At 70.8% G+C, this 22,224-nt stretch carries 21 protein-coding genes; 13 read left to right on the top strand and 8 right to left on the bottom strand.

Translation table 11 applies throughout. From position 1 onward, the window contains the following. Window positions 1–31: 31 nt before the first annotated feature. The gene (locus ACS5RC_RS08850; protein ID WP_478343486.1) at window positions 32–301 is read right to left on the bottom strand and encodes a hypothetical protein; all 270 of its coding nucleotides are present in this window, start codon (window positions 299–301) and stop codon (window positions 32–34) included. A 353-nt stretch (window positions 302–654) separates the two neighbouring features. Between ACS5RC_RS08850 and ACS5RC_RS08845 the strand changes: the two genes are divergently transcribed. Next, window positions 655–1,290: a glutathione S-transferase N-terminal domain-containing protein gene (locus tag ACS5RC_RS08845; RefSeq protein WP_478343485.1), complete on the top strand. Its 636-nt coding sequence runs from the start codon at window positions 655–657 to the stop codon at window positions 1,288–1,290. 6 nt (window positions 1,291–1,296) lie between these two features. Here the strand turns inward: ACS5RC_RS08845 and ACS5RC_RS08840 are convergent, their stop codons facing one another. Continuing rightward, window positions 1,297–1,818: a DUF2147 domain-containing protein gene (locus ACS5RC_RS08840; RefSeq protein WP_478343484.1), complete on the bottom strand. Its 522-nt coding sequence runs from the start codon at window positions 1,816–1,818 to the stop codon at window positions 1,297–1,299. A gap of 245 nt (window positions 1,819–2,063) precedes the next feature. Between ACS5RC_RS08840 and ndk the strand changes: the two genes are divergently transcribed. Both ndk and ACS5RC_RS08830 read left to right on the top strand, forming a co-directional pair. Continuing rightward, window positions 2,064–2,486 (top strand): nucleoside-diphosphate kinase, encoded by a 423-nt coding sequence (gene ndk, locus ACS5RC_RS08835; RefSeq protein WP_478343483.1) that lies wholly within the window; start codon window positions 2,064–2,066, stop codon window positions 2,484–2,486. Window positions 2,487–2,653: 167 nt separating this feature from the next. Further along, on the top strand, window positions 2,654–3,016 hold the full coding sequence (locus ACS5RC_RS08830) for a hypothetical protein (protein WP_478343482.1): 363 nt from the start codon (window positions 2,654–2,656) through the stop codon (window positions 3,014–3,016). A 54-nt stretch (window positions 3,017–3,070) separates the two neighbouring features. On the opposite strand, the gene purN is transcribed toward ACS5RC_RS08830, so the two are convergent. Then, the gene (gene purN / locus ACS5RC_RS08825; RefSeq protein WP_478343481.1) at window positions 3,071–3,727 is read right to left on the bottom strand and encodes a phosphoribosylglycinamide formyltransferase; all 657 of its coding nucleotides are present in this window, start codon (window positions 3,725–3,727) and stop codon (window positions 3,071–3,073) included. After that, window positions 3,724–4,806: a phosphoribosylformylglycinamidine cyclo-ligase gene (gene purM, locus ACS5RC_RS08820; protein WP_478343480.1), complete on the bottom strand. Its 1,083-nt coding sequence runs from the start codon at window positions 4,804–4,806 to the stop codon at window positions 3,724–3,726. Before purM ends, purN begins: the two co-directional genes overlap by 4 nt. Before the next feature lie 222 nt (window positions 4,807–5,028). On the opposite strand from purM, the gene ACS5RC_RS08815 reads away from it, so the two are divergent. The 4 genes from ACS5RC_RS08815 to ppx all read left to right on the top strand — a co-directional run bounded on the left by ACS5RC_RS08815 (window position 5,029) and on the right by ppx (window position 11,093). Then, on the top strand, window positions 5,029–6,120 hold the full coding sequence (locus ACS5RC_RS08815) for an AI-2E family transporter (RefSeq protein WP_478343479.1): 1,092 nt from the start codon (window positions 5,029–5,031) through the stop codon (window positions 6,118–6,120). Between the two features lie 60 nt (window positions 6,121–6,180). Further along, window positions 6,181–6,900: a P-loop NTPase family protein gene (locus tag ACS5RC_RS08810; RefSeq protein WP_478343478.1), complete on the top strand. Its 720-nt coding sequence runs from the start codon at window positions 6,181–6,183 to the stop codon at window positions 6,898–6,900. 148 nt (window positions 6,901–7,048) lie between these two features. Further along, window positions 7,049–9,415: an RNA degradosome polyphosphate kinase gene (locus ACS5RC_RS08805; RefSeq protein ID WP_478343477.1), complete on the top strand. Its 2,367-nt coding sequence runs from the start codon at window positions 7,049–7,051 to the stop codon at window positions 9,413–9,415. Window positions 9,416–9,581: 166 nt separating this feature from the next. Further along, the gene (gene ppx / locus ACS5RC_RS08800; protein ID WP_478343476.1) at window positions 9,582–11,093 is read left to right on the top strand and encodes an exopolyphosphatase; all 1,512 of its coding nucleotides are present in this window, start codon (window positions 9,582–9,584) and stop codon (window positions 11,091–11,093) included. Between the two features lie 39 nt (window positions 11,094–11,132). On the opposite strand, the gene ACS5RC_RS08795 is transcribed toward ppx, so the two are convergent. Then, the gene (locus ACS5RC_RS08795) at window positions 11,133–13,466 is read right to left on the bottom strand and encodes an NADP-dependent malic enzyme (protein WP_478343475.1); all 2,334 of its coding nucleotides are present in this window, start codon (window positions 13,464–13,466) and stop codon (window positions 11,133–11,135) included. Window positions 13,467–13,532: 66 nt separating this feature from the next. Between ACS5RC_RS08795 and ACS5RC_RS08790 the strand changes: the two genes are divergently transcribed. Then, complete coding sequence (locus ACS5RC_RS08790) at window positions 13,533–14,141, top strand: CatB-related O-acetyltransferase (protein WP_478343918.1); 609 nt, start codon at window positions 13,533–13,535, stop codon at window positions 14,139–14,141. A gap of 41 nt (window positions 14,142–14,182) precedes the next feature. Next, window positions 14,183–14,449 carry a DUF3297 family protein gene (locus tag ACS5RC_RS08785; RefSeq protein ID WP_478343474.1) on the top strand — a complete coding sequence of 89 codons (267 nt, stop codon included), beginning with the start codon at window positions 14,183–14,185 and terminating at the stop codon, window positions 14,447–14,449. On the opposite strand, the gene ACS5RC_RS08780 is transcribed toward ACS5RC_RS08785, so the two are convergent. Genes ACS5RC_RS08780 through aspS form a run of 3 tightly spaced genes read right to left on the bottom strand, consistent with a single transcriptional unit; the run spans window position 14,404 to window position 17,479 of the window. Beyond that, window positions 14,404–14,736: a hypothetical protein gene (locus ACS5RC_RS08780; protein WP_478343473.1), complete on the bottom strand. Its 333-nt coding sequence runs from the start codon at window positions 14,734–14,736 to the stop codon at window positions 14,404–14,406. The two genes, ACS5RC_RS08785 and ACS5RC_RS08780, sit on opposite strands and share 46 nt — an antisense overlap. Then, window positions 14,733–15,668: a glycosyltransferase family 2 protein gene (locus tag ACS5RC_RS08775; RefSeq protein WP_478343917.1), complete on the bottom strand. Its 936-nt coding sequence runs from the start codon at window positions 15,666–15,668 to the stop codon at window positions 14,733–14,735. The genes ACS5RC_RS08780 and ACS5RC_RS08775 overlap by 4 nt, the downstream gene beginning before the upstream one ends. Next, window positions 15,665–17,479, bottom strand: a complete 1,815-nt coding sequence (gene aspS, locus ACS5RC_RS08770; protein WP_478343472.1) for an aspartate--tRNA ligase — start codon at window positions 17,477–17,479, stop codon at window positions 15,665–15,667. Before aspS ends, ACS5RC_RS08775 begins: the two co-directional genes overlap by 4 nt. A 122-nt stretch (window positions 17,480–17,601) precedes the next feature. Here aspS and ACS5RC_RS08765 point away from each other — a divergent pair, with 122 nt between their 5' ends. The 4 genes from ACS5RC_RS08765 (at window position 17,602) to xoxF1 (ending at window position 22,146) form a co-directional block, all read left to right on the top strand. Then, window positions 17,602–18,048 carry a hypothetical protein gene (locus ACS5RC_RS08765; RefSeq protein WP_478343471.1) on the top strand — a complete coding sequence of 149 codons (447 nt, stop codon included), beginning with the start codon at window positions 17,602–17,604 and terminating at the stop codon, window positions 18,046–18,048. 115 nt (window positions 18,049–18,163) lie between these two features. Beyond that, entirely contained in the window at window positions 18,164–19,318 is a 1,155-nt protein-coding gene (gene rnd / locus ACS5RC_RS08760) for a ribonuclease D (protein WP_478343470.1), read from the top strand. Between the two features lie 131 nt (window positions 19,319–19,449). Continuing rightward, window positions 19,450–19,737: a hypothetical protein gene (locus tag ACS5RC_RS08755; protein WP_478343469.1), complete on the top strand. Its 288-nt coding sequence runs from the start codon at window positions 19,450–19,452 to the stop codon at window positions 19,735–19,737. A gap of 606 nt (window positions 19,738–20,343) precedes the next feature. After that, a complete protein-coding gene (gene xoxF1, locus ACS5RC_RS08750; protein ID WP_478343468.1) occupies window positions 20,344–22,146 on the top strand; it encodes a lanthanide-dependent methanol dehydrogenase XoxF1 in 1,803 nt (600 codons plus the stop codon). Window positions 22,147–22,224: the final 78 nt, after the last annotated feature.

The following is a 22,224-nucleotide window of genomic DNA, read 5'->3' as shown; positions in this document are numbered from 1 at the left end:
GGCGGGTTCGCGCGGCCGGGCCTTTTGATGGTCAGGCCTTGTCGTTGCCCTTCAGGCGCTTGTTGCACTTGCTCCAGTACTGAGGCCATTTCGGCCCCTGCGCGGTCTTCTGCGCGGCGGTGAGGGCGCGCCATTCCGAGCCGCATTGCTTCTGCCGGCCGCGGGCGGCGGTCTGCCCGGCGCTCGGCGCCTTCTCGGACGCCGTCGCGTCCTTGGCGGCGTCCTTGGGCGCGTCCTTGGCCATGACCGGCGCGGCGAGCAGCAGGGCCAGAGCGGCGCCGGCGAGGAGACGGTTGAGCATGGTGGCGATCCCGTTCGGGCCGCGAGTCGGTCCGCGGCGAGGAATCCTATCTCAGACGCAAGCCGGCCGGAGGGCAAGGGCGTCCGCACGCCGCCCTCGACATTCGCGTGGGCAGGCGCGAGCCTCGCCGGCGCGTTTCGGCCGCCGCGTGCGGGGGCGCGCTTGAGCGCGGGTGCCGATCCGGGCTAGCTAGGCCATGGACCGCCCGCCGTCGCGGCGGACGGCTCCGGACTTGCACGTCCGGCTCCGGAGGTTCGGACCCGCCGGTCCGGGCTTGCAGACGACCCCCGCGGTCACCAATCTCGAGACCTCGCCCGGCGCGCGGCGGGCGGACAGAGCCGGAGCCCCGATCCATGGCCGCCGTCACGGGCAAGCCCATCGACCTCCACACCTGGACCACGCCGAACGGGTGGAAGATCCCGATCATGCTGGAGGAGTGCGGGCTGCCCTACCGGGTGCTGCCCGTGAACATCGGCAAGGGCGAGCAGATGGCGCCCGAGTTCCTGAAGATCTCGCCGAACAACAAGATCCCGGCGATCGTCGATCACGACGGTCCGGGCGGCCAGCCGATCAGCGTGTTCGAATCCGGCGCGATCCTGCAATATCTCGGGCGCAAGACCGGCTGCCTCTACCCGGCCGACGAGCGGGCCCGCGTCGCCGTCGACGAATGGCTGTTCTGGCAGGTCGGCGGCTTCGGGCCGATGCTCGGCCAGACCCACCATTTCAAGATCTACGCGCCGGAGAAGATCCCCTACGCGATCGAGCGCTTCGAGGCGGAGTCGAAACGGCTCTACGGCGTGCTCGACGCCCGCCTCGCGGACCGGGACTACCTCGCCGGCGACTACTCGATCGCCGACGTCGCGACGCTGCCCTGGGCGAAGTTCCACGGCAAGCAGGGCGTCGACCTCTCGGCCTACCCGAACGTGCGCCGCTGGCTCGACGCGCTGCTGGCCCGGCCCGCCGTGCAGCGCGGGTTCGCGGCGCTCTGAGGGCGCCTACTCCGCCTTGGCGGCCTTCGGGGCCGCCTTCGCGGGCTTCGGCGCCGGCGCCTCGGCCGACATGTTCGCGGCCTGCTGGTTCACGTCGGGGACGCGGGTCCAGGTCTGCGAGCCGCACAGCACCTTGAGGATGCAACCGGAGACCGAGAGCTCGGACGCGCTCTCGCGCTCCAGGCTCACCTGATACACCTTGCCCTCCTCGATGTTGTAGAGGTCGCCCGAGAACTTCTCCGCGTCGGGCTTCAGGCCCTCGATGAGCTGAAGGCCGAGGACGGGGCGGGCGCGCTTCTTCGGGTCGGGATTCTTGATGTCGGTTCGGGCCGCGCCCTGGTCGGTCGTGGGCACCTTCAGCCAGACGACCTTGCCGCAGACGAGGTTCTGGCCCGGGCCGCAGCGGTCGATCCGGATCTTGGCGCGGCCGTCGCCGGTCAGCCAGGTGCCGGACGGATCCTTGGCGGTGTCGGCGGCGGCGGAGGCGAGGCCGGCGAGGAGGAGGGCGGAGCCGAGGGCGATACGCATGCGGTTCTTCTCCGAGATGTGGCGCGCTGGAACGCGGGGCGTGCCGTTCGCAAGCGACTACGCGGTCGCAATCAGGCGAATTTTCGGCCCTGTTGCAGCGAAGCCATGGCCGGGCCCCGCCCGGTCCGGCCGCGGGCCGGGTTGAGGGGGAGGGGGGTGCCGGCTATAAGCCCGGCGGCGCAACGGCTTCCGCGGGACGGAGGCCGCCGAAACCCTTCCTCGAAAAAAGACGGACTCCGCACGCCATGGCCACCGAGCGCACCTTCTCCATCCTCAAGCCCGATGCCACGCGGCGCAATCTCACCGGCGCGGTCAACGCCGTGATCGAGAAGGCCGGCCTGCGCATCGTCGGCCAGCGCCGGATCCAGATGACCCAGGCCCAGGCCGAGACCTTCTACGAGATCCACAAGGAGCGCCCCTTCTTCGGCGAGCTCGTGACCTTCATGACCTCCGGACCGGTGGTGGTGCAGGTGCTCGAGGGCGAGAACGCCGTGGCGAAGTACCGTGAGGTGATGGGCGCCACGAACCCGGCCCAGGCCGCCGAGGGCACCATCCGCAAGCTCTTCGCCGAGTCGGTGGGCGAGAACACCGTGCACGGCTCGGACAGCGCCGAGAACGCCAAGGCAGAGATCGCCCAGTTCTTCAAGGACGGCGACATCGTCGGCTGAGCCGACCGCGTTCGACTGGCCGCCGGGGCACACCGGCGGCCAAATCACCCCGCCCGCGGGCGGGGCGGCGGAATGGCCCGGCGGTGTGGCAGGGCCGCCATTGACGGGATGCGGATCGCGGGAGTCCAAGGGCGAGGCTTCATCTTTCCTACGCCCGGACCCATCGCATGACCCGCCGCTTGTCCCTCACCCTCGCAGCCGGCCTCCTGGCGCTCGGTGCCACCGCGGCGCTCGCCGGCGGCTCCACCGCCCCGTTCGAGCAGTACCAGCCCGATCCGGCGCTGCGCACCGCACCCAAGGCCAACCTCGAGAGCCGCGTCCGCCACGCCTGCGCCGTCGTGCAGGCGCGCATGACCAACGCGCCCGAGGCCGCCCTGGAGCGCCCCTGCGGCTGCTACGCCCGCCAGACCATGCGGACCCTCGACGCCTCCGAGATCGAGGCCTACCGCAGCACCGGCTACTTCAACGATTCGGCCCGCGCCAAGGCGCTCTCGGCCCTCGACAACTGCAAGCTGCAGCGCCCGGCCTGACGGCCCGTCCGGGGCGCCCGCGCGCGCCCCGGCCTCGCCCGACGATCCGGAACCCTAGAGACTGAGCAGCGCGCCCTCGGCCTGGGCCGCGGCGGGCTCGAACACCACGCGCCCGCCCTCCAGCCGAACCCCGCCGCCGGCGACCAGCGCCAGGGCCGCGGGATAGAGCCGGTGCTCCTGCACGATCACCCGGGCCGCGAGGCTGTCGGGATCGTCGCCCGCGCGCACCGGCACCGCCGCCTGCGCCACGATCGGTCCGGCATCGAGCTCGGGCACCACGTAATGCACCGTGCAGCCGTGCAGCCGCACCCCGGCCTCGAGCGCCTGGGCATGGGTGTGCGTGCCCCGGAACAGCGGCAGCAGCGAGGGATGGATGTTGAGCATCCGTCCGGCCCAGCCCTCGACGAAGCCCGGCGTGAAGATCCGCATGAAACCCGCGAGGCAGACGAGGTCGATGCCGGCCGCGCGCAGCTCCGCGTCGAGGGCCGCGTCGAAGCGCGCCCGGTCGGGATAGGCCCGGTGGTCGATCGCGCGGGCCGGGATCCCCGCAGCGGCGGCATGCGCGAGGCCCGCGGCCTCCGGCCGGTTCGAGAGCACCAGCACGATCTCGGCCGGGAAGCCCGGCGCCCGGGCCGCCTCGATCAGCGAGACCATGTTCGAGCCGTGCCCGGAGATCAGGATCGCGACGCGGGTCTTCGCGGGGGCGCTCACAGCGCGAGGTGGCCGTCGAAGGTCACCGGCTCGGCGCCCCGCTCGGTGATCCGCCCGAGGCGGACCGTAGCCTCCCCGGCCGCCGCCAGGGCGGCCTCGACGGCCGCCACCGCGTCGGCCGCGACCACCACCGCCATGCCGATCCCGCAATTGAAGGTGCGCAGCATCTCCGCCTCGGCGATGCCGCCCTCCCGGGCGAGCCAGCCGAAGACCGGCGGCACCGGGATCGCCGCGAGGTCGACCGCGATGCCCACCGCGTCGGGGAGCACCCGCGGCAGGTTGTCGGGGAAGCCCCCGCCGGTGATGTGGGCGAGCGCCTTGATGCCCTCCGCGGCCTTCAGGGCGGCGAGCAGCGGCTTCACGTAGATCCGGGTCGGCTCCAACAGCGCCTCGCCGAGGCTGCGGCCGGGCGCGAAGGGCGCCGGCGCGTCCCAGGCCAGCCCCGTGCGGGCGACGATGCGGCGTACGAGGGAGAAGCCGTTCGAGTGGACCCCCGACGCGGTCAGGCCGAGCACGAGGTCGCCCGGGGCGATGCCGGGCCGCGGCAGCAGCGTGCCGCGCTCGGCCGCGCCCACCGCGAAGCCCGCGAGGTCGTAATCCGCCCCGTCGTAGAGGCCCGGCATCTCGGCGGTCTCGCCGCCGATCAGGGCGCAGCCGGCCTGCCGGCAGCCGTCGCTGATGCCCCGCACGATGTCGGCGCCGACGCCCGGCACCAGCTTGCCGGTGGCGTAGTAGTCGAGGAAGAACAGCGGCTCGGCGCCCTGCACCACGAGGTCGTTGACGCACATCGCCACGAGGTCGATGCCGATCGTGTCGTGGCGCCCGGTCTCGATGGCGATCTTCACCTTGGTGCCGACGCCGTCATTGGCCGCCACCAGGATCGGATCGCGGAAGCCCGCGGCCTTCAGATCGAACAGGCCGCCGAAGCCGCCGATCTCCGCATCCGCCCCCGGCCGGCGCGTCGCCCGCACCAGCGGCTTGATCGTCTCCACCATGGCGTTGCCGGCGTCGATATCGACGCCCGCCTGCGCGTAGGTGAGACCCTGCGCGGTCTCGGTCTTGTCGGTCTCGGCCGTCATCGGCACCCGCATCCTGCTCGTGATCCGGTCCCTTTAGCCCAAAGATCGCCCGCGACGAACCCGACAGGCGTCAGGAAATGCGAGCGGTCGCGGATCGCGAACCGGATTCTCGCATCCCGCCCTCCGGGCATCGCCCCGGCACGGGCGTCGTCGCGACCCGTCAGCCTTGACCGTCCGCGCGGGCGTTCCCACTCTCCCGACGAGGCGGACGGAAAGGGCGGCATGCGCGCGAGGGCTGTGATCGGGCTGGCCGTGCTCGCCGCGCTCTGCGCACTCGTCTACCTGCTGCGCGACGTGATGCTGCCCTTCGTCGCCGGCATCGCGCTGGCCTACCTCCTCGATCCCCTCGCCGACAGGCTCGAGCGGCTCGGGCTCGGGCGGCTCGCCGCGAGCCTCCTGATCCTCGCGCTCTTCGTGTTCGCCCTGGTGGTGGGCCTGCTCCTGCTCGCCCCGCTCGTGGCCAACCAGATCGCCGCCCTGATCTCCAGCCTGCCCGCGATGGTGGCGCGGCTGCAGGAGATCCTGGCCGAGCGCGCCGGCCCGGTGCTGCAGCGGCTGGGCGGGGCCGACGCGCTCACCGAGCTGCAATCCTCCGTGGGCACGCTGGCGACGCAGGGGGTGGCGTGGCTGCTCGCCTTCCTCAAGTCGATCTGGTCGGGCAGCCAGGCCCTGATCTCGATCGCCTCGCTCCTCGTGGTGACGCCAGTGGTCGCCTTCTACATCCTGGTGGATTGGGACCGGATGGTCGCGGCGATCGACGGCTGGGTGCCGCCGCGCCACCGCGCGACCGTGCGCGGCCTCGCGGCCCAGATCGACCGGGCGATCATCGGCTTCGTGCGCGGCCAGACCCTGGTCTGCCTCATCCTCGGCACCTTCTACGCGCTGGGCCTCTGGCTGGTGGGCCTGAATTTCGGGGTGCTGATCGGGCTGATCGCCGGGTTCCTCACCTTCATCCCCTATGTCGGCACGCTCACGGGCTTCCTGCTCTCGGTCGGCGTCGCGCTCGTGCAATTCTGGCCGGGCGGCGACTGGCTGCATATCGGGCTCACCGTCGGGGTGTTCCTCGTCGGCCAGTTCCTGGAGGGCAACATCATCTCGCCCAAGCTCGTCGGCGATTCGGTCGGCCTGCACCCGGTCTGGCTGATGTTCTCCCTGCTGGCCTTCGGCTCGCTGTTCGGCTTCCTCGGCCTGCTGCTCGCCGTGCCGGTCGCCGCCTCGATCGGCGTGCTGGTGCGCTTCGGCCTGCGGCGCTACCTGGAGAGCCGGCTCTATCACGCGGAGCAGCCGGTGCTGATCGACGCCGACGGCCGTTGACGCCGGGCGGGCGGCGCCAGGCATCGTGCGCGAGGAGGCATCCATGCGCGAGGAGGCATCATGCGCGAGAACGCCCCGCCGAGGCAGCTCACCTTCGACCTGCCGCTCGATCCCCGCTACGGCCGCGAGGATTTCCTGGTCGGTCCCGCCAACGAGGCGGCCTACGCCCTGATCGAGGCCTGGCCCGACTGGCCGGACACAGTGCTCCTCCTCACCGGCCCGCCGGGGAGCGGCAAGAGCCACCTCGCCTCGATCTGGGCGACCCGCAGCCATGCCTGGACGGTGCCGGCCGTCGCGGTGAACGCCGGCAGCGTGCCGCATCTGGTCTCGAACGGCGCGCTGGTGATCGAGGACGTCGACCGGCCGGAGGGTCGCGACGAGGCCGCCCTGTTCCACCTGCTGAACGCGGCCCGCGAGCGCAGGAGCCCGGTTCTCCTGACCAGCGCGTCGCCCGTCGACGCGATGGCGATCGCGACGCCCGACCTGCGCTCGCGCCTGCGCCTCGCCCCGAGCGCGGCGATCCTCGAGCCGGACGACGCCCTCCTGCGGGCGGTGATCGTGAAGTTGTTCGTCGACCGCCAGCTCGTGGTCGATCTCTCGGTGATCGAGGCGCTGGCGCTGCGCATCGACCGCTCGCTCGGGCGCGCCCGCGCGGTGGTGACCGAGCTCGACCGCGACGCCCTCGGGCGCGGGCGGCGCATCACCAAGCCGCTCGCGCTCGCCGTCCTGGAGCGGATGAGCGAGGACGAAGGCGAAGGCGAAGGCGAAGGCGAGGATTAGGCGGCGGCCGGTCCCGTCATCGAACTGTCACACAGGCGACCCGATTCCCTGATAGGGCGGGCGTCGTATCGCGGGAGGACGTGTGTTGGCGGAGTTGGAGCCGAGAACCGGGACGCGGGAGAGCGGGCGCGCTCAGGAGCCGGATGCGGTGTCGCCCGCCGAGCAGCCCGCGCCGCGCCGGCCCGGCCCGGCCCGGCGCTCGGCCGGGGCCCGCGCCCCGCGCCCGGCCCAGCCGGACCCGCTGGCGGCCGGGACGGACACCCCGAAGGATGCGGGCGCCGAGACGGACCGGGGCGACGAGTGGCCGGCCGCGAGCGATCTCGCCGAGCCGCCGCCGGTCGCGGACGCACCGGCGCGGGAGCCGGTGCTGGAGGCGGGCCGGACGCTGCGCCACTCGCCCGAGCGCTTCGTCAACCGGGAGCTGTCCTGGCTGCAGTTCAACCGCCGGGTTCTGGAGGAAGCCTCGAATACCGGGCACCCCCTGCTGGAGCAGCTGCGCTTCCTCTCGATCTCGGCCAACAACCTCGACGAGTTCTTCATGGTCCGGGTGGCCGGGCTGCACGATCAGGTCCGCGCCGGGCTGACCCTGCCGTCGCAGGACGGGCTGACGCCCGCCGAGCAGCTCGCCCGCATCGGCGCGGAGGTCTCGCGCCTCGCCGAGGATCAGCAGCTGCGCTGGCGCGAGCTCCGGGCCGAGCTGCTCGGCGTCGGCATCGCCCTGGTCGAGCCGGGGGACCTCATCCCCGAGCACAAGGCGTGGCTGGAGGACTACTTCCTCGACCACGTCCTGCCGGTCCTGACCCCACTGGCGATCGACCCGGCCCATCCCTTCCCGTTCATCCCGAACCTCGGCAGCACCGTCGCGCTGATGCTGGTGCGCCCGCGCGACGGCCGGACCTTGCGCGCCCTGATCCGCATGCCGGGCGTGCTCGATCGCTTCGTGCGCCTGCCCGCCGTCGAGAACGATCCGGCGGCGCGCTTCATCGCCATCGAGCAGCTCATCGTGATGTTCACCGGGCGGCTCTTTCCCGGCTATCACGTGCGGGGCCAGGGTGCCTTTCGGGTGGTGCGCGATTCCGACCTCGAGATCGAGGAGGAGGCCGAGGATCTGGTCCTGCACTTCGAGACGGCGCTCAAGCAGCGCCGCCGGGGCGTCGTCATCCGCCTCGAGGTCGAGGCCGGGATGCCGGAGGACCTGCGCACCTTCGTGGCCGACGAGCTGGAGATCTCGCACGACGCGATCGTGCTCGTGGAGGGCATGCTGGCGCTGAACGAGCTGTCGCAGATCGTCTCGATCGACCGGTCGGACCTCAAGTTCAAGCCCTACAACCCGCGCTTCCCGGAGCGCATCCGCGAGAGCGGCGGCGACGTCTTCGCGGCGATCCGCCAGAAGGATTTCTGCGTCCACCACCCCTACGAATCCTTCGATTCGGTGGTGCAGTTCCTGACCCAGGCCGCCCGCGACCCGAACGTGGTGGCGATCAAGCAGACGCTCTACCGTACCTCCTCGAACTCGCCGATCGTGGCGGCCCTCGCCGAGGCCGCCGAGGCCGGCAAGTCCGTGACGGCGCTGGTGGAGCTGAAGGCCCGCTTCGACGAGGAGGCCAATATCCGCTGGGCGCGCGACCTCGAGAAGGCGGGCGCGCAGGTGGTGTTCGGCTTCGTCGAGCTGAAGACGCACGCCAAGCTGTCGATGGTGGTGCGCCGGGAGGGCGAGCGCCTCGTCACCTATTGCCACGTCGGCACCGGGAATTATCACCCGATCACCGCGCGCATCTACACCGACCTGTCCTTCTTCACCGCGGACCCGGCGATCGCGCGCGACGTCTCGCGCATCTTCAACTTCATCACCGGCTACGCCGAGCCCGCCGAGCTCGAGCGCATGGCGGTCTCGCCCCTGACCCTGAAGCTGCGGCTGCTCGAGCACATCGAGGCCGAGGTGGCCCATGCCAAGGCCGGGCGCCCGGCCGCGATCTGGATCAAGTGCAACTCGCTCGTGGACGCCCAGATCATCGACGCGCTCTACGACGCCTCGGAGGCCGGCGTGCAGATCGACTGCGTGGTGCGCGGCATCTGCTGCCTGCGGCCGGGCGTGCCCGGCCTGTCGGAGACCATCCGGGTCAAGTCGATCGTCGGGCGCTTCCTGGAGCACGGGCGCATCTACGCCTTCGGCAACGGCGTCGGGCTGCCGCATCCGAAGGCGACCGTCTACATCTCGTCCGCCGACCTGATGAGCCGCAACCTCGACCGCCGCGTGGAGGCGCTCCTGCCGATCACCAACGCCACGGTGCATCAGCAGGTGCTCGACCAGATCATGCTGGCCAACCTCCTCGACAACCGCCAGAGCTGGCGCGTCCTGGCCTCTGGCGGGAGCGAGCGGGTCCAGCCGGTGGAGGGCGAGGAGCCCTTCAACGCCCACAAGTACTTCATGACGAACCCGAGCCTCTCGGGCCGCGGCAAGGCCTCGAAGAAGTCGAGCCCGCGGGCCCTGAGCCGCCGGGCGCAGCGGGGCTGAGGCGAGGCCCCCCAAGCCCCGCCCCAAGCCTCCGGTCCGGGGGCGCCGGGCGGCGATACCGGAAAAGCGGGCGGGGCGGCGGGCTGCCCCGGTTCCGCGCCGGTCGGTTTGCCTCTAGCTATGGGCGTCCGCCGCACGGCGCGCCCTCGATCAAGGATCGGTCGACTTGGCATCGTCCCCAGAGCTTCCCGGGCCCGCCTCGGCCCCGGTCGCGATCATCGATATCGGTTCGAACTCGGTGCGCCTCGTCGCCTATGACGGATTGAGCCGGGCTCCGACCCCGATCTACAACGAGAAGGTGCTGTGCGGCCTCGGCCGCAACGTGCTCACCACGGGCCGGCTCAACGAGGAGGCGGTGCGCCGGGCGCTCCAGGCGCTCGCCCGCTTCCGGGTGCTCTGCGCCATCATGGGCGTCGCGCGCCTGCACGTGCTGGCCACGGCCGCCGCCCGCGACGCCGAGAACGGGCCGGCCTTCCTGGAGGCGGCGGAGGCGGCCTGCGGCGAGCGGATCGAGCTGCTGTCGGGCCGGCGCGAGGCCGAGCTCTCGGCGCTCGGCGTGATCTCGGGCTTCCACGCGCCGGACGGCGTGGTGGGCGACCTCGGCGGGGGCTCGCTCGAGCTGGTGGACGTGCGCGGCGCCGTGGTCGGCCAGGGCGTGACGATGCCGCTCGGCGGCCTCGCCCTCCAGGATCTCTCGGGCAACTCGCTCAAGAAGGCCGCCAAGCTCGTGCGCGAGCACATGCGCAAGGCCGTCCCCCAGCTCGAGACCCTCAAGGGCCGGACCTTCTACGCGGTCGGCGGCACGTGGCGGGCGCTGGCCCGCCTGCATCAGGCCGCCCGCCAGTACCCGCTGCACGTCATGCACGGCTACAGGATCGAGCCGACCGACGAGCTGAGCTTCCTGCAGGTGGTCGAGCAATGCGACATCGCCCAGTTGCAGGACGTCGACACCATCTCGGAGGCCCGGCGCCCGCTGCTGGCCTACGGGGCCGTGGTGCTCGAGGAGATCATCCGGGTCGGACGCCCGCGCGAGATCGCGATCTCGGCCTCGGGCGTGCGCGAGGGGCTGCTGTTCGAGCAGCTCGAGCGCGAGGATCGGGGGGCGGACTCGCTGCTCACCTCGGCCGCGGACCTGAACCGCCTGCGCGCCCGCTCGCCCGGCCACGGCCTCGACCTCTGCGCCTGGAGCGACCGCTTCGTGGAGAGCCTGGACGGGCCGGAGACGGCCGACGAGCGCCGCCTGCGCCACGCCGCCTGCCTGCTCTCGGATATCGGCTGGCGGGCGCATCCGGATTACCGCGGCGAGCAGAGCATCGCGCTGATCCAGAACGCGGCCTTCGTCGGCGTCGACCATCCGGGCCGGGCCTACCTCGCCCTCGCCGTGGCGCTGCGCCACGAGGGCATCGCCCCGGAGAAGGCCAACCCGGTCCTGCGGGCGCTCGCCGGCCCGCGCCTGTTCGAGCGCGCCCGGATGCTCGGCGCCCTGCTGCGCGTCGCCTTCCCGCTCTCGGCCGGCATGGGCGGCGTGCTCGCCGCAGCGCCGCTCGCCGTGGCGGACGGGCGGGTGACCCTGCAGCTGCCGCCCCACCTCCACCCGCTGGCGAGCGACCGCCTGCTCAATCGCGTGCGCGGCCTCGGCCGTGTGATCGGCCTCGACGGGCGGGTCGTGCTGGGCTGATCCGGCGCCGCGGGACCTGGGGTCCCGCGGCGGGTGCGCCTATTCCGAGAGCGAGCCGGCCCCGGTCTCGCCGCCGTCCGTGACGGCGCTCTCGTTGTCCGCCTGGGCCTCGACCACCGCCGCCGCCGTCACGTTGACGATGCCGCGCGCCGTCACGGACGGCGTCAGGATATGGGCGGGCTTGGCCGGGCCGATCAGGAGCGGGCCGACGGGCAGGGCGTCGGCCAGCACCTTGGCGAACTGGAAGGCGATGTTGGCCGCGTCGAGGTTGGGGAAGATCAGGACGTTGGCCGCGCCCTTGAGGCGGGAGCCCGGCAGCACGCGGTCGCGGATGATCTCCGAGAGCGCCGAATCGGGTTGCATCTCGCCGTCGACCTGCAGATCCGGCGCCCTGTCCTGCAGCAGCCCGAGCGCCGCGCGCATCTTCATGGCCGAGACCGAATCCGACTGCCCGAAATCCGAGTGGCTGAGCAGGGCGATCTTCGGCGTCAGGCCGAAGCGGGTGACATGGTTGGCGCAGGCCACCGCGACCTCGGCGATCTCGTCCGCGCTCGGATCCTGCCGGACGTGGGTGTCGGCCAGGAAGTAGGCGCCCTTCTTGGTGACGATCAGGCTCATCGCCGCGCATTGCGTGATGCCGGGCTTCAGGCCGATCACGTCGCGGATGATGCGCAGGCGCGTCTCGAACCGGCCTTCCAGCCCGCAGATCAGCGCGTCGGCCTCGCCCCGGCGCACGGCGACCGCGCCGATCACCGTGGTGTTGGTGCGCACCAGGGTCCGGGCGGCCTCCGGCGTGATGCCGCGGCGGCCCGCCACCTCGAGGTAGGTCTGCACGTACTTGCGGTAGCGCGGATCGTCCTCGGGATCGATCAGCTCGAAGTCCCGGCCCTCCTGGATCGACAGGCCGAAGCGCTTGAGCCGGGTCTCGACCACCCGCGGGCGCCCGACCAGGATCGGCTTGGCCACGCCGTCCTCGACGATGGCCTGGACGGCGCGCAGCACCCGCTCGTCCTCGCCCTCGGCGTAGATCACGCGCTTGGGCGCCTCCTTGGCCTTCGAGAACAGCGGCTTCATGATGAAGCCCGAGCGGTGCACGAAGCGGTCGAGGGATTCGGCGTAGGCGTCGATATCGGCCACCGGCCGCCCGGCGACGCCCGAATCCATCGCCGCCTTGGCGACGGCAGGGGCGATGCGCAGGATCAGGCGCGGATCGAACGGGCTCGGGATCAGCGAGCGCGGGCCGAAGGGCCGGGCCTCGCCGCCATACGCGCGGGCCACCACGTCCGAGGGGGTCTCGCGGGCGAGCGCCGCGATCGCCTTGACGGCCGCCTTCTTCATCTCCTCGTTGATCGAGGTCGCGCCGACGTCGAGGGCCCCGCGGAAGATGTAGGGGAAGCACAGGACGTTGTTGACCTGATTCGGGAAGTCCGAGCGCCCGGTGCAGATCATCGCGTCGGGGCGCTTCTCCTGGGCGAGATCGGGCATGATCTCGGGGTAGGGGTTGGCCAGCGCCATGATCAGCGGCTTCTCGGCCATCGTCTCGAGGTATTCGGGCTTGAGCACGCCGCCCGCCGAGAGGCCGATGAACACGTCGGCGCCGGGGATCACGTCGGCCAGCGTGCGCGCCTCGGTCTCCTGGGCGTAGACGTCCTTCCAGCGGTCCATCAGCTCGGTGCGGCCCTTGTAGACCACGCCCTTGATGTCGGTGACGGTGATGTTCTGGACCTGCGCGCCGAGCGACACGAGCAGGTTGAGGCAGGCGAGCGCCGCCGCGCCCGCGCCCGAGGTGACGATGCGGACGTCCTCGAGCTTCTTGCCCGCGAGCTCCAGGCCGTTGAGCACCGCCGCCGCCACAATGATCGCGGTGCCGTGCTGGTCGTCGTGGAAGACCGGGATGTTCATCCGGGCCCGGCAGCGCTCCTCGACCTCGAAGCACTCCGGCGCCTTGATGTCCTCGAGGTTGATGCCGCCGAAGGTGGGCTCGAGGGCGCAGACCACGTCGACGAGCTTGTCGACGTCGTGCTGGTCGACCTCGATGTCGAACACGTCGATCCCGGCGAATTTCTTGAACAGGACGGCCTTGCCCTCCATCACGGGCTTGGAGGCGAGGGGGCCGATATCGCCGAGGCCGAGCACCGCGGTGCCGTTGGTGAGCACCGCCACGAGGTTCTGGCGGATCGTCAGCGTCGCGGCTTCCTGGGGATCCTCGTGGATCGCCATGCAGGCGGCGGCCACGCCCGGCGAGTAGGCCAGAGCCAGGTCGCGCTGGTTGCCCAGCGGCTTCGTCGCCTGGATCTCGAGCTTCCCCGGCCGCGGCAGGCGATGGTAGACGAGCGCCCCGGACTTGAGATCCTCGGACATGTTGTCGGCCATGACCCACTCTCCCGCTCGTTGGCGACCGCGCCGCGCGCCCGGTGGCTGCGCCCGTTGAGGGCCCTGTTGCACCGGCTGCGCAGTGGGCGCAACCCGAACAACGAGACACGCATCCACCTCGCGAAACTCGTGTCGCGGTACGGTTTCTCCATCGGCGCCTATTCCTACGGGCGGCCGAAGGTCCGCTTCCCCGAGTCCGGACGGCGGCTGACGATCGGGCGCTACTGTTCCATCGCCGACCGGGTCGAGATCCTGCTCGGCGGCGGCCACCGGCTCGACTGGGTGACGACCTACCCGTTCGCCGCGATGCGCGCGCACTTCCCGGACGCGGCGGCGCCGGGCGACTACCACGCCTCGCGCGGCGACGTGATCGTGGGCAGCGACGTCTGGCTCGGCTCCGGCTGCATGATCCTGTCCGGCGTCACGGTCGGCCACGGCGCCGTGGTGGCGGCGCGCGCCGTCGTCACCCGCGACGTGCCGCCCTACGCGGTGGTGGCCGGCAACCCGGCCCGCGTGGTGCGCCTCCGCTTCGCCCCCGAGCAGGTCGCCGCGCTGGTGGCGAGCGCGTGGTGGGACCTGCCGCCCGAGACCGTCGCGCGGCTCGTGCCGCTTCTCTGCAGCGACCGGGTCGAGGCGCTTCTCGCCGCGCTGGCGGACGTTGCGCCCACTCGCTGAATCGCCTACCCGCAGGCGCTCTTCGAGACGTGAGACCACCGATGTCCGACACCCCGCCCGACCGCCTCGCGACCAACCCGAGCAGCCCGTACTACGACGAGACGCTCTTGGAGCGCGGCGTCGGCGTGCGCTTCAAGGGCGTCGAGAAGACCAACGTCGAGGAATATTGCGTCAGCGAGGGCTGGGTCCGCCTCAGCGCCGGCAAGACCCTCGACCGCGCCGGCAACCCGATGACGGTGAAGCTGAAGGGGCCGGTGGAGCCCTATTTCCGCGACGCGTCGCCGGCCGAGTCCGCCCCCGAGGCCTGAGCCTTCCGGACGCCGCCAGCATAGTCGCGCACCACCGCCGCGACCATCGCGGCGAGCTGCTCCGGGGTCTTCGGATCGCGGACGACGAGGCTCGCCATCACCTCCGGGTGCCCCCGGCGCTGCTTCGGCGTGCGGGCGTGGTTGGAGAGGCGCAGCCGGTGGGGCGAATCGCCCTCGGCGAGGTAGAGGCTGTCGCCGCGCTCGTTGCGGGCCACCTCGCGGAAGCCGTGACGGGCAAGCAGCGCCGCCGCGTGCGCGAGCGCGGCGCGCGGGGGCAGGGGGCTCATGGCACCGCTCCGTCCAGCCCCTCGCGTTCGAGCGCATCGCGGCCCCTCAGCGCGGCGAGCGCCCCGGCGGCCGAGCCGCCGTAGCGCTCCCAGCCGGCCCGGCGCAGGGCGAGCAGGGAGAGGGCGGCCTTGGGGGCGTTGGCGAGGAGGGTGCCGAGGCTCGGATCGGGCAGGCCGTACTTGCGCGCGACGTAGGCCTTCGACCACGCGAGATGCCAGCGGGTGCGGAACACCCGGCCGCGCTCCGGCGCCGAGGAGCGCCCGCGCCCGTGGAGCGCCACCGCCGCGTGGACATGGACGAGGGCCCGGCCCGCATCGGCGACGCGGCGGCAGAGGTCGTCGTCCTCGTAGAACAGGAAGATCTTCGGATCGAAGCCGCCGAGACCGAGGAAGAGCGCCCGCTCGGCCATCAGGCAGGCGCCCGAGAGGAAGGGCGCGCAGGCATCGCCCTCCGGCAGGTCGCGCCGGCCCTTGGCGTTCGTCAGGTAGGGACTGAGGAAGGACTGGGGCTGGAAGAAGTAGCGCCCGTCCGGCTCGACGATGCGCGGGGCGTAGAGCCCGGCATCCGGATAGGCCCGCGCGGCCGTGCGGAGCGCCGCGACGGCGCCGGGCTGCAGGATCAGGTCGGGGTTGAGGATCAGCACGTGCCCGGCGCCCTCGGCGGCGCGGACCCCGTGGGTGTTGGCCCGGCCGTAGCCCTCGTTGCGGCGATTGCGGATCACCCGCGCGCCCGCCGCCTCGGCGACCGCGACGGAGCCGTCGCGGCTCGCATTGTCGACGACGATCGCCGGCACCCCCTCGGAGCGGAGGGCGGCGAGGCAGTCGGGCAGGGCGTGGGCGCTGTCGTGGGCGACGACGACAGCGACGAGGTCAGGCGCGGGGGATCCGGGTCGCCCTCCCCCGTCCGCGGGGGAGGGAGGAGCCGGCGTCAGGCCTTCTTCTCCGGCAGATTGAGGCGGATGTGCAGCTCGCGCAGCTGCTTCGGGGTCGCCTCGGAGGGCGCGCCCATCATCAGGTCCTCGGCGCGCTGGTTCATCGGGAACAGCACAACCTCGCGGATGTTCGGCTCGTTGCACAGGAGCATGACGATCCGGTCGACGCCGGGCGCGATGCCGCCGTGGGGCGGGGCCCCGAGACGCAGGGCGTTCAGCATGCCGCCGAACTTCGCCTCGAGCACGTCGCGGCCGTAGCCGGCGAGCCCGAAGGCCTTCTCCATGATCTCGGGCTTGTGGTTCCGGATCGCGCCGGACGACAGCTCGATGCCGTTGCAGACGATGTCGTACTGGAACGCCTTGATGCCGAGGATCGTCGCCTCGTCCTCGGCCCCGAGGCCCAGGAAGGCGTCGGGGTCGAAATTCGGCATCGAGAACGGGTTGTGCGAGAAGTCGATCCGCTTCTCGTCCTCGTTCCACTCGTACATCGGGAAGTCGGTGATCCAGCAGAAGGCGTACTGGTCCTTGTCCGACAGGTCGAGATCGTCGCCGATGCGGATGCGGGCCTTGCCGGCCAGCGCCGCCGCCTTCGCCTCGGGGCCGGCCGCGAAGAACACCGCGTCGCCGGCCTTCGCGCCGGCCTTCGCGGCGATCCGGGCCTGGATCTCGGCCGGGATGAACTTGGCGATCGGGCCCTTGCCCGTCAGCGCGCCGCCCTCGTCCTCGAACACGATGTAGCCGAGGCCCGGCGCCCCTTCCGAGCGCGCCCAGTCGTTGAGCTTGTCGAAGAAGGAGCGCGGCTGGCTGCCCGCTCCCGTCGCCGGGATGGCGCGCACCACGCCGCCCGACTTGATCACGCCCTTGAACGCCTTGAACTCCACCGCGTCGTCGCCGAACTCAGCCGTCACGTCGGCGATGACGAGGGGATTGCGCAGGTCCGGCTTGTCGACACCGTATTTCAGCATCGCGTCCGCGTAGGTGATGCGCGGGAAGGCCGCGGTGACGCGCTTGCCCTCGGCGAACTCCTCGAACACGCCGCGCAGCACGGGCTCCACGGCCTGAAACACGTCCTCCTGGGTGACGAAGCTCATCTCGATGTCGAGCTGGTAGAACTCGCCCGGCGAGCGGTCGGCGCGGGCATCCTCGTCGCGGAAGCAGGGCGCGATCTGGAAGTAGCGGTCGAAGCCCGCGATCATCGTGAGCTGCTTGAACTGCTGCGGCGCCTGCGGCAGCGCGTAGAACTTGCCCGGATGCACCCGCGACGGCACGAGGTAGTCGCGCGCGCCCTCCGGCGAGGAGGCCGTCAGGATCGGGGTCTGGAACTCGAAGAAGCCGCCGTCCCGCATGCGGCGGCGGAGCGCGTCGATGATCGCGCCGCGCTTCATGATGTTGGCGTGCAGCTTCTCGCGGCGCAGGTCGAGGAAGCGGTAGCGCAGCCGCGTCTCCTCGGGGTACTCGAGATCGCCGAAGACCGGCAGCGGCAACTCGGCCGCGGCGCCCAGGACTTCGAGGTCGTCGATATAGACCTCGACCGCGCCGGTCGGCAGTTCCGGGTTCTCGGTGCCGGCGGGCCGGGTGCGCACGCGCCCGTCGATCCGCACCACCCATTCCGAGCGCACCGCCTCCGCAGCCCGGAAGGCCTTCGAATCGGAATCCACCACGCATTGCGTCAGGCCGTAATGGTCGCGCAGATCGATGAACAGCACGCCGCCATGGTCGCGGATGCGGTGGCACCAGCCGGACAGGCGGATGGTCTCACCGACGTCGGACGGGCGAAGCGCCCCGCAGGTGTGGGTACGGTAACGGTGCACGGCAGGCTCTTGAGGCAGGCGCTCGGGCGCGAGCGGGGCACCATTCACGCGACGTCCTCCAAGTCAAGCGCAGGCCTGCCGCGCATCTACCGGAACGGGGCTCGAATCCCCATATCATCTCCATGAACGCGCACGCTTTTTCCGGCTTCGAGCCGGCCGCCGCGCCGGCCCCGCCGGCCTCCGCTCCGCCGGCTTCGGCGGACACAGCCCGGTCGGCGCCGCCGGCCTGGCAGCTGCTGCCCCTCGAGGGGCGGTTCGAGCTCGTCTACGAGGACGGGCAGGGGGTATGGAGCCGCCGCACCCTCGCCGCGCGCGAGCTGAAGCTCGGGCCCGGCCGGACGCTGCTCGGCGGCATCGACGACGGCCGCGGCGGCTACCGGGGCTTCCGGGTCGACCGGATCCGGCGCCTCACCGACACAGCCACCGGCAAGCGGCTGGAAGGGGGCATCCTCGACTGGCTCCTCGCCCGCGCCGAGGCGCGGCGCCGGGCAGACGCCGCGCGCCTGCGCCGCCGGATCCGGGCACAGGCCCGGGCCCGCCGCGGCGCCGCCCTCGACGCGGTGGCGTGAGGGCGCCGCGCCGGGGGCCCGAAGAGCTGATCGACCTGTGTTTGGTGGGGACGCGCGCGCCATCGGGGGGGCGGCGCCGCTCCCTTTCCGCGGCGGGCTCCGCTATAGCCGGAGTATGGACCTGATCAGTACAACGGCGGCCCTGCGCGAGGCCTGCGATCGACTCGCCGCGCAAAGCTTCGTGACGGTCGACACGGAGTTCATGCGCGAGACGACCTATTATCCCAAGCTCTGCCTGATCCAGATGGCCGGGCCGGACGGCACGGCGGTGCTGGTCGATCCGCTCGCCAAGGAGATCGACCTCCAGCCCTTCCTCGACCTCATGGATGACGAGGGCGTGGTGAAGGTCTTCCACTCCGCCCGCCAGGATCTCGAGATCATCTGGCTGATGGGCGAGATCCTGCCGCAGCCCTTCTTCGACACGCAGGTCGCCGCGATGGTCTGCGGCTACGGCGATTCGGTGTCCTACGAGCAGCTCGTCAACGATCTGGCCAAGGCCAAGATCGACAAGTCCTCGCGCTTCACCGACTGGTCCCGCCGCCCGCTCTCGGACGCCCAGCTCGCCTACGCGCTCTCGGACGTCACGCATCTGGTGAAGGTCTACGAAGCGCTCGCGGGCGAACTGCTCAGCACCGATCGGGGTGCCTGGCTCGACGAGGAGATGGGCGTGCTCACCTCGCCCGAGACCTACCGGGCCGATCCCGAGCTCGCCTGGCGCCGGCTCTCGGGCCGGATGCGCAAGCCCCGCGAGATCGCGGTGCTGATGGAGGTCGCCGCCTGGCGCGAGCGCGAGGCGCAGGCGCGCAACGTGCCGCGCGGGCGCATCCTGAAGGACGAGGCGGTGATCGACGTGGCCACCGCCGGCCCGCGCAGCGTCGAGGCGCTCGGGCGGCTGCGCACCATTCCGGCCGGGTTCGAGCGCTCGCGCACGGGCGCCGACATCCTGGCCGCGGTGGAGCGGGGCTTTGCCCGGGACATCCAGGACATCCGCCCGCCGGAGCGCGCCCGGGGACGCAGCGGCGGCAGCGGCGCCCTCGTCGAGCTGCTCAAGGTGCTGCTGAAGGCGGTCTGCGAGACCGAAGGGGTCGCGCCCAAGATCATCGCCACGGTCGATGATCTCGAAGCAGTAGCCGAGGACGACGAGGCCGAGGTGCCCCTGCTGCAAGGCTGGCGTCGGACGCTGTTCGGCGAGAAGGCCCTGGCGCTCAAGCACGGGCGCCTCGCCCTCTCGGCCGAGGACGGCAAGATCGTGGTGCGCACGCTCGCCTGAGGCGGCATCGGCGCCGGTTTGTCGTCCGGCCCCGGTGACAGCTGCGCGGTTCGGAGATTAAGTGCGGGAACAATCGGCAACGTCGGTGCCGTTTCGTCCCGCCCCTTGTCCCGTCCCCCGCGTCGCGTCCGATGGCCGAATCGAACGAAGTCCTGAAGACGCTCACGGGACTGGGTTTCGTCTCCATACGCGACCGTCCGGCCGTGCGGGTGCGCTACCGCGTGGTGATCGAGCGCCGCGACGGCGCCCTGGTGGCGCACGGAACCCTGCGCGGAAGCCATGCGGGCCTGCGCCCGGTCTGGCTGGAACCCGATTCGCAGTTGCGCCTCAAGACGGGCCGTCGCCTCGACATCTCCGTGACCGATCTCGTGGGCGACGTCGCCGAGTTCGAGAGCACCGGGGCGGTGACCGATCTCTGAGCGCGGGATCCAAGGCGGACTACGCAGGGCCGCGTCTGCGGCGAGAGCGCGCAGCTCCGGGTAGATTCGGCAAGGCCGGGACGCGTGCCGGATGGCCGCGCGTGTCGCACCGGGATGCTGCGCCGCAAAGCAAGCTCGACCGTACGAACAGCAGTCAAACCCGACCCGGAACCCGGCTTCGCCTGCATTTGGCGCATGGACCTCAGGCCGGGTGCCGGCCCAACCTACGTTCTCGCATGATTAGGCGACCGAACGCGTCCAGTAAAAACCTGGTGAACACCGGACTCTGCTGCGATGCAACATCGTGTTTGTGCGAAGCACCATCGCTAATGCGCTGGGAGAACTGGGGATGAGCCGCCTCATTCTCTCGAGGGAGGCTCAAGAGGCGGATTGACGGCGCTCAAATTTCTCTTAGAGTTCGTTCAAGCTTCGGTTTCGAGGGGGTGGCTCAAGGGATAGCCGCCTCTGGCTCGGTGGATGTTCATCACCGCGAGAGTGCCCGCTGCCGAAGCGTATCCGATCCCTGTCGCAAACAGCAGGTCAGGTCGCATAGTCGCGAATCGAACACGCGCGGCTGTCGATCCAAAAGACTTGTCGGAGGAATCCATGAGAGCGGTCCATCTTCTTGCGCTCGGTGCCGGCATCGCCGCTGCGACCCCGGCGCTCGCTAACGAAGACCTGATGAAGCAGATCAACAACCCTGCTCAGCAGGTGCTTCAGACGGTTGACTACGCCAACACCCGTTATTCGAAGCTCGATCAGATCAACGCCAGCAACGTCAAGAACCTCCAGGTCGCCTGGACCTTCTCGACCGGCGTCCTGCGCGGCCACGAGGGCTCCCCGCTCGTCGTCGGCAACATGATGTACGTGCACACCCCCTTCCCGAACATCGTCTACGCCCTCGATCTCGACAACGAGGCGAAGATCGTTTGGAAGTACGAGCCCAAGCAGGATCCGTCCGTGATCCCGGTCATGTGCTGTGACACGGTCAACCGCGGCCTCGCCTATTCCGACGGCGCGATCATCCTGCACCAGGCCGACACCACCGTCGTCTCGCTCGACGCCAAGAGCGGCAAGGTGAACTGGTCGGTCGTCAACGGCGATCCCAAGAAGGGCGAGACCAACACCGCCACGGTTCTGCCGGTGAAGGACAAGATCATCGTCGGCATCTCGGGCGGCGAGTTCGGCGTGCAGTGCCACGTCACCGCCTACGACGCCAAGACCGGCAAGAAGGTGTGGCGCGGCTACTCGATGGGTCCGGACGATCAGATGCTGATCGACCCCGAGAAGACCACCTCGCTCGGCAAGCCCGTCGGCAAGGACTCCTCGCTGAAGACCTGGGAAGGCGATCAGTGGAAGACCGGCGGCGGCTGCACCTGGGGCTGGTTCTCCTACGATCCGAAGCTCGACCTGATGTACTACGGCTCGGGCAACCCCTCGACCTGGAACCCCAAGCAGCGTCCGGGCGACAACAAGTGGTCGATGACCGTGTGGGCGCGTAACCCCGACACGGGTGCTGCCAAGTGGGTCTACCAGATGACCCCCCACGACGAGTGGGATTACGACGGCATCAACGAGATGATCCTCACGGATCAGAAGGTTGACGGCAAGGAGCGTCCGCTCCTGACCCACTTCGACCGCAACGGCTTCGGCTACACTCTCGATCGCGCGACCGGCGAGCTTCTCGTCGCCGAGAAGTACGATCCGGCGGTGAACTGGGCCTCCAAGGTCGATATGGACAAGGGCTCGAAGAACTACGGCCGGCCGCTGGTCGTGTCGAAGTACTCGACCGAGCAGAACGGCGAGGACGTGAACTCGAAGGGCATCTGCCCGGCGGCTCTCGGCTCGAAGGATCAGCAGCCGGCGGCCTACTCGCCCAAGACGCAGCTGTTCTACGTTCCCACCAACCACGTCTGCATGGACTACGAGCCCTTCAAGGTGTCCTACACCCCGGGCCAGCCCTATGTCGGCGCGACCCTGTCGATGTACCCCGCGCCGAACAGCCATGGCGGCATGGGTAACTTCATCGCCTGGGACGGCGTGAACGGTAAGATCAAGTGGTCCGATGCCGAGCAGTTCTCGGTGTGGTCGGGCGCTCTGGCCACCGCGGGCGATGTGGTGTTCTACGGCACCCTCGAGGGCTACCTGAAGGCCGTCGACGCCAAGACGGGTAAGGAACTCTACAAGTTCAAGACCCCGTCGGGCATCATCGGCAACGTGATGACCTACCAGCACAAGGGCAAGCAGTACGTCGGCGTCCTCTCGGGCGTCGGTGGCTGGGCCGGCATCGGCCTCGCGGCCGGCCTGACCGACCCGAACGCCGGCCTCGGCGCGGTGGGCGGCTACGCGGCCCTCTCGAACTACACCAACCTCGGCGGTCAGCTGACCGTGTTCACGCTGCCGAACTAATCGGTCGCAGTTCTAGAGGTAAATCCAGTGCCGGCGCGGGTTCCCGCGCCGGCATTCCTGTGATTAGTATGTCTTGCA

It is taken from the genome of Methylobacterium sp. HJ2, assembly GCF_056431005.1.
The sequence above is the reverse complement of the archived record's forward strand: the minus strand, read 5'-3'. Positions and strand labels throughout refer to the sequence as shown.

Excerpts from the sequence above, each read along its gene's own strand:
- ACS5RC_RS08850 (WP_478343486.1), bottom strand. The coding sequence starts at position 301 with ATGCTCAACCGTCTCCTCGCCGGCGCCGCTCTGGCCCTGCTGCTCGCC.
- ACS5RC_RS08845 (WP_478343485.1), top strand. The coding sequence starts at position 655 with ATGGCCGCCGTCACGGGCAAGCCCATCGACCTCCACACCTGGACCACG.
- ACS5RC_RS08840 (WP_478343484.1), bottom strand. The coding sequence starts at position 1,818 with ATGCGTATCGCCCTCGGCTCCGCCCTCCTCCTCGCCGGCCTCGCCTCC.
- ndk (WP_478343483.1), top strand. The coding sequence starts at position 2,064 with ATGGCCACCGAGCGCACCTTCTCCATCCTCAAGCCCGATGCCACGCGG.
- ACS5RC_RS08830 (WP_478343482.1), top strand. The coding sequence starts at position 2,654 with ATGACCCGCCGCTTGTCCCTCACCCTCGCAGCCGGCCTCCTGGCGCTC.
- purM (WP_478343480.1), bottom strand. The coding sequence starts at position 4,806 with ATGACGGCCGAGACCGACAAGACCGAGACCGCGCAGGGTCTCACCTAC.
- ACS5RC_RS08815 (WP_478343479.1), top strand. The coding sequence starts at position 5,029 with ATGCGCGCGAGGGCTGTGATCGGGCTGGCCGTGCTCGCCGCGCTCTGC.
- ACS5RC_RS08810 (WP_478343478.1), top strand. The coding sequence starts at position 6,181 with ATGCGCGAGAACGCCCCGCCGAGGCAGCTCACCTTCGACCTGCCGCTC.
- ACS5RC_RS08795 (WP_478343475.1), bottom strand. The coding sequence starts at position 13,466 with ATGGCCGACAACATGTCCGAGGATCTCAAGTCCGGGGCGCTCGTCTAC.
- ACS5RC_RS08785 (WP_478343474.1), top strand. The coding sequence starts at position 14,183 with ATGTCCGACACCCCGCCCGACCGCCTCGCGACCAACCCGAGCAGCCCG.
- ACS5RC_RS08780 (WP_478343473.1), bottom strand. The coding sequence starts at position 14,736 with ATGAGCCCCCTGCCCCCGCGCGCCGCGCTCGCGCACGCGGCGGCGCTG.
- ACS5RC_RS08765 (WP_478343471.1), top strand. The coding sequence starts at position 17,602 with ATGAACGCGCACGCTTTTTCCGGCTTCGAGCCGGCCGCCGCGCCGGCC.
- rnd (WP_478343470.1), top strand. The coding sequence starts at position 18,164 with ATGGACCTGATCAGTACAACGGCGGCCCTGCGCGAGGCCTGCGATCGA.
- ACS5RC_RS08755 (WP_478343469.1), top strand. The coding sequence starts at position 19,450 with ATGGCCGAATCGAACGAAGTCCTGAAGACGCTCACGGGACTGGGTTTC.
- xoxF1 (WP_478343468.1), top strand. The coding sequence starts at position 20,344 with ATGAGAGCGGTCCATCTTCTTGCGCTCGGTGCCGGCATCGCCGCTGCG.